General features: G+C 44.4%; 15 protein-coding genes. 9 read left to right on the forward strand and 6 right to left on the reverse strand.

The window, feature by feature from the left end; genetic code table 11:
- Positions 1-247: 247 nt before the first annotated feature.
- The 3 genes from CHRO_RS04740 to CHRO_RS04750 form a co-directional block, all read right to left on the reverse strand.
- Positions 248-1,063 carry an ABC transporter permease gene (locus tag CHRO_RS04740; protein ID WP_015153040.1) on the reverse strand — a complete coding sequence of 272 codons (816 nt, stop codon included), beginning with the start codon at positions 1,061-1,063 and terminating at the stop codon, positions 248-250.
- Positions 1,064-1,189: 126 nt separating this feature from the next.
- A complete protein-coding gene (locus tag CHRO_RS04745; RefSeq protein ID WP_015153041.1) occupies positions 1,190-2,044 on the reverse strand; it encodes an ABC transporter permease in 855 nt (284 codons plus the stop codon).
- 38 nt (positions 2,045-2,082) lie between these two features.
- Positions 2,083-3,366 carry an ABC transporter substrate-binding protein gene (locus CHRO_RS04750; protein ID WP_015153042.1) on the reverse strand — a complete coding sequence of 428 codons (1,284 nt, stop codon included), beginning with the start codon at positions 3,364-3,366 and terminating at the stop codon, positions 2,083-2,085.
- 73 nt (positions 3,367-3,439) lie between these two features.
- On the opposite strand from CHRO_RS04750, the gene CHRO_RS04755 reads away from it, so the two are divergent.
- On the forward strand, positions 3,440-3,811 hold the full coding sequence (locus CHRO_RS04755) for a four helix bundle protein (RefSeq protein WP_015153043.1): 372 nt from the start codon (positions 3,440-3,442) through the stop codon (positions 3,809-3,811).
- 26 nt (positions 3,812-3,837) lie between these two features.
- Here the strand turns inward: CHRO_RS04755 and CHRO_RS04760 are convergent, their stop codons facing one another.
- Positions 3,838-5,019: an ABC transporter ATP-binding protein gene (locus CHRO_RS04760; RefSeq protein WP_015153044.1), complete on the reverse strand. Its 1,182-nt coding sequence runs from the start codon at positions 5,017-5,019 to the stop codon at positions 3,838-3,840.
- A gap of 503 nt (positions 5,020-5,522) precedes the next feature.
- Between CHRO_RS04760 and CHRO_RS04765 the strand changes: the two genes are divergently transcribed.
- From CHRO_RS04765 to CHRO_RS04770, 3 genes are all read left to right on the forward strand, one after another.
- On the forward strand, positions 5,523-6,245 hold the full coding sequence (locus CHRO_RS04765) for a GntR family transcriptional regulator (RefSeq protein ID WP_015153046.1): 723 nt from the start codon (positions 5,523-5,525) through the stop codon (positions 6,243-6,245).
- 154 nt (positions 6,246-6,399) lie between these two features.
- Positions 6,400-6,525, forward strand: a complete 126-nt coding sequence (locus tag CHRO_RS34200) for a hypothetical protein (RefSeq protein WP_256498688.1) — start codon at positions 6,400-6,402, stop codon at positions 6,523-6,525.
- Positions 6,522-6,926, forward strand: a complete 405-nt coding sequence (locus tag CHRO_RS04770; RefSeq protein ID WP_015153047.1) for an allophanate hydrolase-related protein — start codon at positions 6,522-6,524, stop codon at positions 6,924-6,926. Before CHRO_RS34200 ends, CHRO_RS04770 begins: the two co-directional genes overlap by 4 nt.
- Positions 6,927-6,938: 12 nt before the next feature.
- Here the strand turns inward: CHRO_RS04770 and CHRO_RS04775 are convergent, their stop codons facing one another.
- On the reverse strand, positions 6,939-7,676 hold the full coding sequence (locus CHRO_RS04775) for an aspartate/glutamate racemase family protein (protein WP_015153048.1): 738 nt from the start codon (positions 7,674-7,676) through the stop codon (positions 6,939-6,941).
- Positions 7,677-7,984: 308 nt separating this feature from the next.
- Here CHRO_RS04775 and CHRO_RS04780 point away from each other — a divergent pair, with 308 nt between their 5' ends.
- From CHRO_RS04780 to CHRO_RS04790, 3 genes are all read left to right on the forward strand, one after another.
- A complete protein-coding gene (locus CHRO_RS04780) occupies positions 7,985-8,602 on the forward strand; it encodes a PAS domain-containing protein (protein WP_015153049.1) in 618 nt (205 codons plus the stop codon).
- 189 nt (positions 8,603-8,791) lie between these two features.
- A complete protein-coding gene (locus tag CHRO_RS04785; protein WP_015153050.1) occupies positions 8,792-9,976 on the forward strand; it encodes an NAD(P)H-quinone oxidoreductase subunit H in 1,185 nt (394 codons plus the stop codon).
- Between the two features lie 115 nt (positions 9,977-10,091).
- Positions 10,092-11,480 (forward strand): SAM-dependent methyltransferase, encoded by a 1,389-nt coding sequence (locus CHRO_RS04790; protein ID WP_015153051.1) that lies wholly within the window; start codon positions 10,092-10,094, stop codon positions 11,478-11,480.
- Positions 11,481-11,826: 346 nt separating this feature from the next.
- On the opposite strand, the gene CHRO_RS04795 is transcribed toward CHRO_RS04790, so the two are convergent.
- Positions 11,827-12,348 carry a DUF1643 domain-containing protein gene (locus CHRO_RS04795; RefSeq protein WP_051033167.1) on the reverse strand — a complete coding sequence of 174 codons (522 nt, stop codon included), beginning with the start codon at positions 12,346-12,348 and terminating at the stop codon, positions 11,827-11,829.
- Between the two features lie 227 nt (positions 12,349-12,575).
- On the opposite strand from CHRO_RS04795, the gene CHRO_RS04800 reads away from it, so the two are divergent.
- Together CHRO_RS04800 and CHRO_RS04805 are read left to right on the forward strand one after the other, a co-directional pair.
- Positions 12,576-13,601, forward strand: coding sequence for a 2-hydroxyacid dehydrogenase (locus tag CHRO_RS04800; protein WP_015153054.1), 1,026 nt, complete (start codon positions 12,576-12,578; stop codon positions 13,599-13,601).
- Between the two features lie 220 nt (positions 13,602-13,821).
- Positions 13,822-14,247 (forward strand): CAAD domain-containing protein, encoded by a 426-nt coding sequence (locus CHRO_RS04805; RefSeq protein ID WP_015153055.1) that lies wholly within the window; start codon positions 13,822-13,824, stop codon positions 14,245-14,247.
- Positions 14,248-14,285 lie beyond the last annotated feature (38 nt).

Below are 14,285 nucleotides of genomic sequence, written 5' to 3' on the forward strand. Positions count from 1 at the left end.
GTCTCCCCTACTCTGAGAGACTAGTTCGCTCAGCTCAGAGGAGAATACTACTGTGGGGGGATGGACTTCGATCTACGTCCATAAACTTTGAACAATTCAACATCGATACCCAATTTGGGTAACGCTACGTTTAATCGTAACCTGCAAGTGTTGTTTTCGGAAGTCCAAGCTAAAAATGACCGAAACATTTGTGTATCTCGCTGGTTGTAATATTATCTTGCCCGATTTGCGATCGAATGAAACATCTTCATCTTGTTTGCTGTCGCGATAGGTAATTAATTGCCACTAATGCGATCGCAATCAAAGCAAAAGAAAATAAAGTTGTCAATGTTCCCAGGGCATAGAGTGCGGGAGAAGTGACGTTTGTTGTCATACCAAAAATTTCTAATGGCAAGGTGTTAGTCTCTCCAGAAATTAATGATGTGCGGGTAAACTCATCGTAGGAAAGTGTAAATCCTAGTAACCCTACACCAATGACGCTAGAGGCAATTAGAGGAAAGACAATTTGCCAAAATGTTGTCGTGTCACTCGCTCCTAAATCGCGGGCAGCTTCTTCATATGCAGGGTTAAACCGACCAAATATTCCTAACATAATTAAAAAGGCAAAAGGTAGCGTCCAGGTTAAATGTCCGGCAAGTGCTGAAGAATACCACTGATTATCTAACCCAACTATACTAAACAAAATTCCAATTCCTAATGAGACTAGAATGCTAGGGACTATTAAGCTAGAAATTGTCAGGTAAAAAATCAGATTTGAGCCGAAAAACTTCCGACGAAATGCTAGTCCTGCCATCACACTAAAGACAACTGTAATTAGCATGACAATTAACCCTAGCCAAAGCGATCGCCCAAATCCATCGACAAAATTTCCTACCCGCTGCGGTTCAAATACTGCTTTGAGCCAATGAAAACTAAAACCCCGCATTGGAAAAGTCAATTGTCCTTCTGGTCCCTGCAACGAGAGGAGAAAAATAGCCGACATCGGACCGTAAAGGAATAAGACAAATAATCCGAAAAATCCTGCTAGTAGATAGTAAGAAAGCGATCGTTTTTTTTCAGCCATATTTAATTATGGGGAATAGGGAGTAGAGATCGGTGACCAGTGACCAGTTATCAGTGAAGAGTTATAGTTGGTAGCTGGTAGTTAGTCATTTTGTTTTTTGACTTTTAACTTTTGAAATTCGACTTTTTACAATTCTTTGCGAATATCAACTACGCGCAAAATGGCAAATACAATTATCAGCGTAACAATCAATAACACGACTGCATTTGCTGCGGCTAGGGGATACTGCAAGCTATCGAGTTGGTTCTTAATTAAATAGCCAACAGAAGAAGACTTACCACCACTCATAATCCGCATCGTGGCAAATTCTCCCATCACCAACGTCACCACAAAAATCGAACCGATCGCAATTCCCGAAGCAGATAAAGGCAGGATAATTTCTTTTTGAATTTGAAATGGAGAAGATCCTAAATCCTCAGATGCCGTTACCAAAGAGCGATCGATTCGCATCATGCTATTAAATATCGGTGCAACCATAAATAAACAGTAGAGATGCACCATCGCCAGAATTACAGAAAAATCAGAAAATAGAAAAATTTCCACTGGCTGATTAGTTATACCTAAGCCCATTAATGCCTGATTAATTAATCCCTCTCTCCCTAAAAATGGAATCCAAGAAATCATCCGAATAATGTTTGATGTCAGAAAGGGTACAGTACAAATTAAAAATAAAATCGTCTGCCATTTCGGACTTTTAATGTGAAAAGCCAAAAAGTAAGCAACTGGATAGCTAATCAACAAGCAAATCAACCAAACGAGAAAAGCAAATTTAAAGGTATTGAGATAAGTTGACAAGTAAACTCTCGAACTAAAAATTCCCAAGTAGTTATTTAAAGTAAATCCTGGGGTCATCGCAAAGCCATTAAAATTCCAAAAACTGACAATTGCGATCGCGATAATTGGCAACACCAAAAATAGTAGAAAAACCAATGTTTGTGGAGCTACCAACAAATAATTGCGTAAAGTTTTTGAGTTGTTCATAGAAAGTGGTGCGTGGTACGTGATAACTGAATAACTGATTACGCCACAATAAACTCAGTCCACTTATAAACGAGATATACTTGCTGCTGCATGAAAGAGTTCCAACAGACGACATTACCCATTCGTTCTGTAAACGAACCACCATCGCGCACCGCACCTTTAGACTCGATCTTTTTACCAAAGGGATCGATAATGTCAATCGCCGCAGGTTTGCCTTCATACCAAAAGTCCCATTCTTCCGGCTTCATAAACTTTCTGGCATTTTGGGGAGCAGCACTGTAGTAACCTTGACGCGAGAGGAATCCGCCTACCCAACCGTCTAACATCCAGTTGAGGTACTCGTAAGCAGCGTCTAGTTTTATTCCCGAAAGATTCTTCGACAAACCCAAACCGCCACCCCAACCGCGATAACCTTCCTTCAAGGGTGCATAAACGCAAGGGATTCCCCTTGCTCTCACAGCAGTCACCGCAGGCGACCACATCGATTGCAGCACCACTTCCCCAGATGACATCAGGTTGACGGACTCATCAAAGGTCTTCCAAAAGGCACGAAATTGCCCAGCTTGCTTTTGCTCGATTAAAAGGTTAGTCACCTTGTCGAGTTCTTCTCTGGTCATGTTACCTTTATCGCCAAACTTCATCTGTCCTGTGGCTTCCATCACCATTGCTGCATCCATAATGCCAATGGAAGGAATATCGAGCAGAGATGTTTTGCCTTTAAATTGTGGGTCAAATAAATCTGCCCAAGACTCGATTTTCTTGCTTACTAAATCAGGACGATATCCCAGCGTATCGGCGTTGTACTGAAATGGAATCATCGTCGCCCAGTCAGTTGGTTCTGAAGCAAATTCAGTCGAATCCTTGCCTTTCAGAAACATGACTTTGCGTGGAGCCGTTCCTTGAGAGGTATTGACTCTTGCCCCTGGATATAATTCTCCAGTCGTGAAGATCGGCGTAATTTTATCGAATTCTTTGATTTTCCTAATATCAATTGGCTGAAGATTACCAGAAGGAGCAACTAATGGTAAGGCAAAATATTCACCGTCAAAAATATCGTATTGTTTGGGTTGAGTAATGGCAATTTGAATGTTTTCTGCCGTACTCAACGCCCGCATTTGAATTTTGAAACCCAAATCTTTCTCTGCTTGGACGCGAATATCGTTAATTTGTGCCGCACCTGTGCCAATTAATCGCAGCGTTACATCTTGAAGTTTGTTAGTAATAACTGTTGGACTGCGATTGGAACAACTAGCAGCCGCGATCGCAGTTCCCCCTGCTGCCAAACCTGTTTTAAGCAACTTGCGCCGACTAATTTTTCCCATAACTTTACAAAATCAAAAGTCAAAAGTTAAAAGTCAAAAGTTAAGATGGTGCGATCGCCTCTCTTAGAAAGATATGACACCGCCTTTTGATATTTGCGATCGCGCTTTTCAGTTTTCTATTCGCGTTGTTAAGCTGTGCAGTTTTTTGCATAAAATATCGGGGGTGGCAAGGGAAATATCAAAGCAGCTTATTCGGTCGGGAACTTCCATTGGGGCAAATGTTGAGGAATCTAGAGCAGCACAAAGTCCTGCTGATTTTATCCACAAACTAGAAATTGCCTTAAAAGAAGCTAGGGAAACTAGATACTGGCTCAAACTAATCGTTGCTACTGCCATTGTTCCCGAAAGAAGATTGCTGTCTCTACTAAGTGAGATAAATGAGCTAATGAACATTATTGCTGCCATCATTATTAAGTCTAAGCAGAATAGAACAAAGCCGTTTTGACTTTTCACTTTTCACTTTTGACTTTTTTATGCGGCTAAGAAAACGCAGTTATCTTTCGACCAACTAAGTACGACTAATTGTCCTTCTGTAAGTGCATTTGCATCCCAATCAGTTGTACGGGCTTTGTATAATATTTCTTGCCCTGTGGCTTCTGCCATCAAGGAAACTCGCGTCACAAAACCCGTCATTTCTACAGCAACAATCCGAGCAGTAATTTGATTGGCAGTCAGAGAAGACTGAATAGGAACAGTAGGCAAATAAGGCTCGATCTGCATTAAATCGGGACGGATCGAACACGCTGCTATAGATCCTACTGGTGCAGCGTAGCCGCGACAAAATAAAGTGCCAATGCCTTCTACTCCCAGTTGAATTAAATCCAAACTCGTATCGGCAACGCTGTTGACAACTTTACCTGTAAAGATATTGTTGTCTCCCATAAATTTGGCTACAAACTGGGAAGCAGGAGTGTTGAAAAGTTCTGAAGGTGTAGCAACTTGATCGATCCGTCCGTGGGTCATCACCACCACCATATCTGAAAGAGAAAAAGCTTCTTCAACGTGGTGAGTCACCTGAATGAAGGTCATGCCAAATTGTTTCTGAATTCGGCGCAACTCCGTCCGCATCTTAACTCTTAAGTTTTCATCCAAGGCGCTTAAAGGTTCGTCCAACATCAACACCTGGGGACGGGTGGCTAAGGCTCTCGCTAAGGCGATCCGCTGCTGTTGTCCGCCGCTGAGCATATTCGGTTTGCGCTCGGCAACATGGCTCAAACCTACCATTTCTAGCATTTCTCCCACTCTGGTACGGCGTTCTTGTTCTGGGAGTTTACGCATTTTCAAGCCAAACTCGACGTTTTCCCAAATGCTTTTATGTGGAAACAAGGCATAGCTTTGGAACATCATCGAAGTATTGCGTTTCGCTGCTGGAATGTCATTGACGCGGCGATCGCCAATTAAAATATCTCCGCTAGTGACTTCTTCATGTCCCGCGATCGTTCTCAGTGCTGTTGTTTTGCCGCATCCACTCGGACCTAATAAACAGCAGTAGTTTCCGGCGGGAATATCTAAGGTCAAATTTTCAACTGCTGTAAACGAGCCGTATTTCTTCGTCACCGATCGCAACGATACGCCAGCCGCCGCATCAGCTAAGGCTTGTTGCGTTGCTGAACTCGTTTGGAGGAATTCTTGTCTAACTCCAGTTGTTGTCATGATTAGTTCTGTAGTGCAATTGCTAGCTTGACTCAATCCTGCTGCGAACGGGCGATGCTAGAAAAGCGGTAACAGTAGTTCGCTCTTATCTTTGCACTTTACTCATCAGCAGGTACGCACGTTTGGACTCAAAAGTCTAGCTGATAAATGTGTATGCTGTATACGATGATATATAAGAATAAATCGAAAAAATAAACTGTATGTTGGACTACAATCTCCCCCGAGAGAAAGAGCATGTCTATCTCAGGCGAGGGATCTCGATAATTAAGAATATCTATTTAATAATTGAGGGTGGCGATCGCTAGCAAAAACTCATGCTCCTCAGGAGAAAAAATTGTATACTGTATGCAAAGCTGATGAAGAGGTCAGGAGCTAGCCACACAATATTCATTCTGGCTCGATCGCCTAACTTCTTCCTCAATAACACGTACAAATACAGTTAAGGAAGATCGTGCCGTCAAAAACATAAAATAAGAATAGCTAAAATATCCCTCTTCAGACAGATGCTAAGGAGTCCCGCTTTGTCCCTGTCTCCTCAGTCGCTCCAGCGACAGCGATCGCTACAAGAACAAGCATATCAGGCGTTGCGGAATGCCATACTCTCAGGGGAACTAGCACCAGGAGAGCGACTAGTAGAAACCAAATTAGCGAACAAGCTTCAGGTAAGTCGAACGCCGATTAGAGAAGCAATTCGCTTACTTCAGCATGAAAATCTAGCTACAAGCGACCTAGATGGAGTCTTGCGGGTTGCGACGATATCAATTGTGGATGCAATGCAATTGTACGATTGTCGAATTGCTTTGGAGGAATTATCTGTCCGGGGAGCCTGTCATCATGCGACAGAAATGCAACTGCAAGAACTTGAAAGCATGGTTGAGCAAGCAGAAAAGATAGTAAATAGTAAACCTACACAACTGACTAGCTTTCGCTTGTTAGATATTGACTACCGCTTTCATCGGTTATTAGCGCAGAGTTCCGGCAATCCCTGGCTGGTCTCCCTGTTAGATCGAGTCTTCGATCAAATGCAACTGTTAAGGATTCAGACAACCAAACACAATCCCAATGTATTAGAAATTCGTACAGAACATCGACAAATTTATCAACCCATACAGCAGCGAGATGAAAAAGCGGCAGTCGAGGCAATGGTTGCCCACTTAAGAGCAAGTAAAGCGCGAGTCGTACAAGAAGTCGAGCAATTACAGCAAACGAAAGTGAGTAGTGAGTAGTGAAGAGTGGCTAGTAGCTAGTGGCTAGTGGCTAGTAATCAATAGACCTCCTGCATGAATCAAAAAATCATGGATGTCATTCTGTTGGCGAAGCCTTCCCGAAGGGTACGCAACGCAGTGTAGTGAAGAATCTCCCAGATGTTTCGCTTCGCGTATGGATGACAATTCAAGTATTCACGCAGGAGGTCTAATAAATACTAACTACCAACTACTAACTACCAACTACCAACTACCAATTACCAACTACCAATTACCAATTACCAATTCCCCCTCAACATGAAAACAACCTCAGAAAACAGAAAAGTTTTTATTTGTGGTTCGGCATTGCGCGGACAACCAGATCATCAAAATCTTCAGTCAGCAAAGTTTGTCAAAACAGCAGCAACTCAACCCCGCTATCGCCTTCACGCTGCTGGTGACGGTTGGCATCCGGCGATTTATGAAGTCGCAGAAGGTGGAATTTCTATTCCTGGGGAAGTCTATGAAATGACGAAAGAGCAGTTTGAATATTTGTCGGCAAACGAGCCACCAAATATGTATGCAAGCGATATTGTTCTAGAGGATGGAGAAGTCTTGACAGCATTTCTTTATCCGAAAGAATTAATTGAAAAATACAATTGGACTGATATTTCGCATCTTGGTGGGTGGGCTGCTTACAAAGCCAGTTCGAGCGAAAGTTAAAGGCGATCGCTGTTACTTTTTGGGAGCAAAAGGGGCAAGCATACCAGTATAGGGTTTAGGAATGGGATATGCTAGATCGCCAACTTTGCTAGTACTTAAACCCAAACTTACCAAAGCTTCTACAAATTTGACAGCAGCAGTAACACCATCAATGACGGGAATACCAATCTCGCCGCTAATTTCAGCAGGTAGGTCAGCCATACCACCACATCCTAAAACGATCGCCCCACAGTCATCTTCAGCTAGGGCAGATTTACACTCTTGAATAATTGTCTTGCGAGCTGGAGATCCTGCAATCTCCAGTTCCAACACGGGGAGATCGATCGCGCGAATATTACGACAAAAGCGACTCATACCGTAGTTTTCTACTAATTGCCGAGCAATGACTTGCGTGCGTTTGAGGGTGGTAACGATGGAAAATCCAGTAGTCACAAAACTCGCAGCGTGCATCGCCGCTTCCGCAATACCGAGGACGGGACCCCGTGCTAGTTCGCGGGCAGCCAGCAAGCCAGGATCGCCAAAACAAGCGATGACATAACCATCTACCCCAGTTGCTTCTCCTTGGTGAATTTCTTCAAGTAAGCCAACTACGCTAAGTGCTTCATCGTAATGTCCTTCGATCGAAACTGGTCCCATAGTTGGGTTGCAAGCAATAATCTCAGTGTCAGGACTTGCAACGGCTTTTGCTGCTAACCCGATTTTTTGGGTCATGCTAGCTGTGGTATTGGGATTGATGACTTGAATTTTCATGGTTTTGCTGCATGGAAAGGGTGGGTTTCTGGAGATTTTTGTCCAATGTGCAACTTTCTCTCGCTCCCTTTATAAGGCAGGGTTAGGGGGGATCTTGCCTTAACCGAAAAGTATTGATAGCAATTCTCGATTGTATGGATGACATTTGTAGGGGCGCACAGAGAAAGCGCCCCTACCAGACGTGTATTGCATCCAATTGAAAACCGCTATGAGATAGGAGGTCAGAAGTTGTTGTTGTTTTGTTTTATATAGCAAATGTCATACTTGCGAGTTAAAGTGTTGTAGAAAAATTGCTATTTTCGCAGACTATGCCAATCAATTCAAATAAGTTTGCTGAGAACACGGGCGAGCTAACGATTCAGTTAGAAGCAATGTGCCGTCGCTTAGAAAATTTGTATATTCGTGCAAAAGAGCCAGCTTGGTCGCCAGCGGAGTTACTGGCAGAATCTTTTAGAGAACTCAGTTGTTCTCTAGAAGAGATTTATGTTGCTATTGAGGAGCTGCGGCAGCAAAATGAAGAATTGGCAGCAGCTAGATTTTTAGTCGAGCAGGAGCGCCAACGCTACCAAGATTTATTTGAATTGGCTCCAGATGGCTATTTTGTCACCAATGCTGCGGGAGTGATTCTCGAAGCTAACCGTGCTGCTGTTAGTCTACTGAATGCAGCGCCAGAATACTTAGTTGGCAAACCACTTGTCTTGTTTGTCGAACGAGGCGATCGCTCATCCTTTCGTTCTCAACTCAATCGACTATGCTATCAAATTGACCGACTGCAAAACTGGCAAGTCCGCATCCAACCTCACAAATGGGAACCCTATGACGCATTCTTGACGGCAACCGTCGTGCGCGATCGCCAAGGAACGGCAAGTCATTTACGGATTTGCCTGCGACAGACTGACGAGCAGCAAGTGGCGATCGGCAGCTAAACCATCTATACCAGCAGTTGCCAAAGTTTATGAATATCAGTGGTTTATAAAACTTTTTCGGAGCCGTCAATTCTTATAATTATTAAAGAAACGCAATAAAACTGGTTAGTGGTTAGTAGTAGAGACGTTACATGTAACGTCTCTACTACTAACTGATAACTGATTGGTCAAGGAGCGATCGCTAAACATATGGCAAGGATAGAAACCAGAACAGAACCCATGGTACTCAACATGGGACCGCATCACCCCTCCATGCATGGCGTGATGCGGTTGATCGTGACTCTGGATGGCGAAGATGTGGTCGATTGCGAACCCGTCATCGGCTACCTGCACCGAGGAATGGAAAAAATCGCCGAAAACCGCACCAACATCATGTACGTCCCCTACGTGAGTCGGTGGGATTATGCGGCGGGGATGTTCAATGAGGCTGTTACTGTCAACGCCCCCGAAAAATTAGCCGATATTCCCGTTCCTAAACGCGCCAGCTACATCCGCGTCATCATGCTGGAACTGAACCGGATTGCCAATCACTTACTCTGGTTGGGTCCGTTTATGGCTGATGTTGGCGCTCAAACTCCTTTCTTTTACATCTTCCGCGAACGCGAGATGATCTACGACCTCTGGGAAGCAGCTACAGGCTACCGGATGGTGAATAACAACTACTTCCGCATTGGTGGTGTAGCCGTCGATCTACCTTACGGCTGGATCGATAAGTGCCTCGATTTTTGCGACTACTTCATGCCCAAAGTAGACGAATACGAGCGCCTGATCACCAACAACCCGATTTTCCGTCGTCGTGTTGAGGGTGTAGGCACGATTACAAGAGAAGAAGCTATTAACTGGGGGCTTTCCGGTCCCATGCTGCGGGCAAGTGGCGTAAAGTGGGACTTGCGGAAAGTTGACCACTACGAATGCTACGACGACTTCGACTGGGACGTTCACTGGGAAACCGCCGGGGATTGCTTTGCGCGTTACTTAGTGCGAATTCGGGAAATGCGCGAATCGGTGAAAATTCTGCGCCAAGCCATTGCCGGACTACCAGGTGGACCCTACGAAAACCTGGAAGCCAAGCGGATGCAAGCTGGTCCAAAATCTGAATGGAGTGGTTTTGATTACCAATACATCAGTAAGAAAGTTGCCCCCACATTCAAGATTCCCAAAGGCGAACACTACATCCGTGTAGAGAGTGGCAAAGGGGAATTAGGCATTTATATTATCGGCGATGATAATGTCTTCCCTTGGCGGTGGAAAATCCGCGCAGCTGATTTCAACAACGTGCAAATTCTGCCTCATATCCTCCGAGGCGTGAAGGTTGCTGATATCGTCACGATCCTGGGTAGTATTGACATCATCATGGGATCGGTAGACCGATAAATAAGTCGTAAGTCGTAGGGGCGGGTTTACCTAAAATATTTGTCAAAGTCAGAGCAAACTAGTGAACCCGCCCGTACAAAAGTCGTCAGTCAAAAATAATCAATACAAATGACAAATGACAGATGACTCGAATTTAGAGTTGAAGCAGGCGATTCGACGTGCGATCGCCTCCAGTTCTCAGCAGCGAATCACTTTTGCTGAGTATATGGAATTAGCGCTATATCACCCGACTTGCGGCTATTACACGACTAAAGCCGTCCAAATGGGCAAGCAGGGTGATTTTTTTACGTCTACCCATCTGGGTGCTGATTTTGGCGAGTTGCTCGCAGAGCAGTTCGTTCAAATGTGGCAGATCTTAGGAAAACCTCAGCCCTTTACTTTAGTAGAAATGGGGGCAGGTCAAGGTTTTTTGGTTTTAGATTTACTCAAATACGTCCAGCTGAATTATCCAGAGTTTTTCGCCGTACTGGACTACATCATTGTCGAGCAGTCTCCTGCTTTGCGAGAGTTACAGCAGCAGACGATCCCCCCAACCCCCCTTGAGAAGGGGGGCAAGACGATCCCCCCAACCCCCCTTGAAAAGGGGGGCAAGACGATCCCCCCAACCCCCCTTGAAAAGGGAGGCAAGACGATCCCCCCAACCCCCCTTGAGAAGGGGGGCAATGTTCTCTCTACAACCCCCTTTTTAAGGGGGTCGCCGCCGGCGGGGGGATCCATCCGCTGGTGCAGTCTAGAAGAAATCCCAGATAATTCGATCGCTGGCTGTTTCTTTTCCAACGAACTCATAGACGCACTACCCGTACATCAAATTGCGATCGAACGAGGTGTGCTGCGAGAGGTGTATGTTGGACAAGGGAAACAAGGGGGACAAGGAAGTAGCAATTCTAGTCACCAGCCACTAGCCACTAGCCACTCTCCTTTTACAGAAATTACAGAGAAACTTTCTACACCCAGACTGCAAGAATATTTCGACTTGGTTGGCATCGATATAACTTCTTCTACCTATCCAGATGGATATCGCAGCGAGGTAAATTTGGCTGCTTTAGACTGGTTGCAAGCAGTAGCTCAGAAGTTGCAGCGTGGATATGTATTGACAATTGATTATGGTTATCCTGCAAGTCGATACTACAATCCAGCACGATCGCAAGGGACTTTACAATGTTACTATCAACACCATCACCACAACGATCCGTATATCAATATCGGACAACAAGATATCACCGCTCACGTTGATTTTACAGCTCTACAGCGATGGGGCGATCGCTGCGGACTGCCAACAGTCGGGTTCACCCAACAAGGCTTATTTTTGATGGCGTTAGGATTGGGCGATCGCATTGCGGCACTATCTCAAACCACAAGCCAATCGCTCCAACAAGTCCTATGGCGGCGTGATGCTCTACATCAACTGCTCGATCCTATGGGTTTAGGCGGATTTGGCGTTTTGATTCAAAGCCGGGGACTCACTGAGACAGAAGTAGCACAGCCCTTGATGGGGTTAAAGTAGAGACGTTACATGTAACATCTCTACAAGGTGAAATCTTAAATCAATAGCTCTGACGATGGTGAGAATTCAATTTTCCCCCACAATGATTAGAGTAGTAAAGTAAGGCTATCAAACAGCAAAATCATGAACGCCCACGATCTATTAACACTAGTAATGCTTTTGACTCCTGGGATTTTGCTTTCAGTAATAATTCTGGTTACATTTGCCGCTGGAGGCTGAATCAGTTATCAGTGGCTAGCGGCTGGTGACTAGTGACTAGAATTGCTCCCTCAGCTTCCCCAACTTCCTCAGCTTGGCAACTCTCTCTTCCCCGACTCCCGTACGGGCGAGTTTAATTGCAGATCTTCTAGTTGTTCGCAGGAATTTTCCATGAACCCCCCCCTACGACTCCCGGCTCCCGATATGGTATTAGGACTGCACCCCCTCTAACATAGAGTGGATGACGTGGCTGTCCTTGTAGGGTGACTCCTAGACAATGCAAAACTTGACCCTGACTCAAGAAACCTAGTACGGATTTATCTCTTTGTTGCCAACTACCATAGTTACCCCAACCAATGACAATTTTCTCGACACTTTGCTGCATTCGCATTAAATAAGAGTCATTCTCGCAGCCAACCGGATCGAAGACTCTTCGCAACACTAACCAATCGGTGGCGCGGTAAGCAAATAAATTGCCTACTTCTATGCTTCCGTATCCCCAGTTACGAGCAAAATTGATACAGCGACGAATCGTGGGATCGTCTTTGGTTGCATCTGCCGTACTGGGGTTGAGCATAATAAAGCCAATGCATGGTAGATCGGTGTCCCAAACTCTAGTTAGGGAATAACGATACAATCCATCGGGTGCGATCGCAGCACTCATCTTCATTCGGCAAGACGCAAGAGTTAACTAACTACTAACAAATGACGAATGACAAATGACGAATAAGTTCGCAAAGAACTGTAACGACTGCTGGCTCAAGTACAATGAAAAGCAGCTTTGCCACATCAGGATGACATCTTTACAACAGCACAACAGCTAAAAGTTTGCTTTTTTGACTTTTAACTTTTAACTTTTGACTTTTCACTGTTGACGTACTGAGTAGAGGAACAAGGATGAAAGTTGCTGTATTTAGCACCAAATCCTACGATCGCACCTTTTTAGAAACTGCTAACGCCGAATACAAACACGAACTGGCATTTTTTGAACCTCGTCTGACCTGCGAAACGAGCATTTTAGCAAAAGACTATCCAGTAGTTTGCGTCTTTGTCAACGACCAATTAGATCGTCAAACCTTGACTTGTCTAGCCGATCGCGGTACGAAGTTAATTGCTTTGCGTGCTGCCGGATATAACAACATAGATATCATTGCTGCTACTGAATTAGGTTTACCAGTCGTGCGCGTGCCAGCCTACTCACCCTATGCAGTAGCAGAATATACTCTAGGGATAATTCTTGCCCTGAATCGTAAAATTTACCGCACTCATTATCGCGTGCGCGAGGGGAATTTTTCGCTAGAAGGTTTGATGGGTTTTGACTTACACGGCAAGACAGCGGGGATCGTTGGTACTGGAAAGATTGGGGCGATCGTCGCGCAAATTCTCCATGCTTGCGGCTGTCATGTGCTAGCGTATGACAAATATCAAAACCCTGACTGTCAAGCTTTAGGCGTGCAGTATGTCTCGCTTCAGGACTTATTTGCCCGTACTGACATTATCAGCCTTCACTGTCCGCTAACACCAGAGACATACCATTTAGTTAATTCTGAAGCGATCGCCTTGATGAAAACAGGTGTAATGCTGATTAATACCAGTCGTGGAGCGTTGATCGACGCAAAAGCAGCTATTAAAGGCTTAAAATCCGGTAAAATTGGATATCTTGGTTTAGATGTCTACGAGCAAGAAGGAGATATTTTTTTTGAAGATCTCTCAAACACCATCGTGCAAGATGACGTATTACAGCGGTTGCTGACGTTCCCCAACGTCCTGATTACTGGTCATCAAGCCTTTTTTACCAAAGACGCACTGACTAGTATTGCCCAGACTACCCTTGCCAATATTAGCGATTTTGAAAGCGGAAAACCTTGTCCTAATCAAATTAAAGTAGAGTTTCCTCAAGCGGTTGCTAGCAATGTCAAGTAACTTAATTTACAACTTATGACAATCCGAGTGCTGACGAACTCGATCTGATTTATCTATCTTGAAGTCGATCGAGTAGTCCGTGGAAGTTAAGTATATTTGATCAATAACAAAGAACTCGTTTTGATTTTTTGATTTTCAAACTAATCAGTCCGGTAGAACATGCAGACCGTTGCTATATCGGCGATATTAAAGTAGTCATTGTCAAAAACAAGGTAAAACTATGGAATCTCAGATACAACAACAAGAATACACCACCACACCTGAAGGAATGCCAGCTAGCGAACCCGCAGGCACCTTGGCGCTTCCTCCCGCGCCTCAGTCAAACGCGCAATTGAAAAAACTCGGCGCTCAAGTCAGAGCCTTTCTGGACGAACTACCAGAATACATTGCCAAGTTTTATAACGAAAACCAAAAGCCAATTACTGTTGTCCTCTTGATTGTGGCAGCATTTGTCACTGTCAAAGTCGTTTTGGCAATCTTAGATGCTCTCAATGATATTCCTCTGCTTGCACCAACTTTTGAATTAATCGGGATCGGTTATTCTGCTTGGTTTGTCTATCGTTACCTACTCAAAGTAGAGACACGGGAAGAATTGGGGCAAGAAATTCAAGCTATTACCAGTCAAGTCGTTGGTAGCAAGAAATAGTCCGCAGCAGTAGCGGAGATCTGCATAAAAACACAAAC

Origin of the sequence: Chroococcidiopsis thermalis PCC 7203 (assembly GCF_000317125.1) — a bacterium.
GTDB classification, from domain to species: domain Bacteria; phylum Cyanobacteriota; class Cyanobacteriia; order Cyanobacteriales; family Chroococcidiopsidaceae; genus Chroococcidiopsis; species Chroococcidiopsis thermalis.

What these genes read in the sequence shown, in the direction of transcription:
- CHRO_RS04740 (WP_015153040.1), bottom strand. Translation starts at nt 1,063, where the DNA reads ATGGCTGAAAAAAAACGATCGCTTTCTTACTATCTACTAGCAGGATTT.
- CHRO_RS04745 (WP_015153041.1), bottom strand. Translation starts at nt 2,044, where the DNA reads ATGAACAACTCAAAAACTTTACGCAATTATTTGTTGGTAGCTCCACAA.
- CHRO_RS04750 (WP_015153042.1), bottom strand. Translation starts at nt 3,366, where the DNA reads ATGGGAAAAATTAGTCGGCGCAAGTTGCTTAAAACAGGTTTGGCAGCA.
- CHRO_RS04755 (WP_015153043.1), top strand. Translation starts at nt 3,440, where the DNA reads ATGACACCGCCTTTTGATATTTGCGATCGCGCTTTTCAGTTTTCTATT.
- CHRO_RS04760 (WP_015153044.1), bottom strand. Translation starts at nt 5,019, where the DNA reads ATGACAACAACTGGAGTTAGACAAGAATTCCTCCAAACGAGTTCAGCA.
- CHRO_RS04765 (WP_015153046.1), top strand. Translation starts at nt 5,523, where the DNA reads ATGCTAAGGAGTCCCGCTTTGTCCCTGTCTCCTCAGTCGCTCCAGCGA.
- CHRO_RS34200 (WP_256498688.1), top strand. Translation starts at nt 6,400, where the DNA reads ATGGATGACAATTCAAGTATTCACGCAGGAGGTCTAATAAATACTAAC.
- CHRO_RS04770 (WP_015153047.1), top strand. Translation starts at nt 6,522, where the DNA reads ATGAAAACAACCTCAGAAAACAGAAAAGTTTTTATTTGTGGTTCGGCA.
- CHRO_RS04775 (WP_015153048.1), bottom strand. Translation starts at nt 7,676, where the DNA reads ATGAAAATTCAAGTCATCAATCCCAATACCACAGCTAGCATGACCCAA.
- CHRO_RS04780 (WP_015153049.1), top strand. Translation starts at nt 7,985, where the DNA reads ATGCCAATCAATTCAAATAAGTTTGCTGAGAACACGGGCGAGCTAACG.
- CHRO_RS04785 (WP_015153050.1), top strand. Translation starts at nt 8,792, where the DNA reads ATGGCAAGGATAGAAACCAGAACAGAACCCATGGTACTCAACATGGGA.
- CHRO_RS04790 (WP_015153051.1), top strand. Translation starts at nt 10,092, where the DNA reads ATGACAGATGACTCGAATTTAGAGTTGAAGCAGGCGATTCGACGTGCG.
- CHRO_RS04795 (WP_051033167.1), bottom strand. Translation starts at nt 12,348, where the DNA reads ATGAAGATGAGTGCTGCGATCGCACCCGATGGATTGTATCGTTATTCC.
- CHRO_RS04800 (WP_015153054.1), top strand. Translation starts at nt 12,576, where the DNA reads ATGAAAGTTGCTGTATTTAGCACCAAATCCTACGATCGCACCTTTTTA.
- CHRO_RS04805 (WP_015153055.1), top strand. Translation starts at nt 13,822, where the DNA reads ATGGAATCTCAGATACAACAACAAGAATACACCACCACACCTGAAGGA.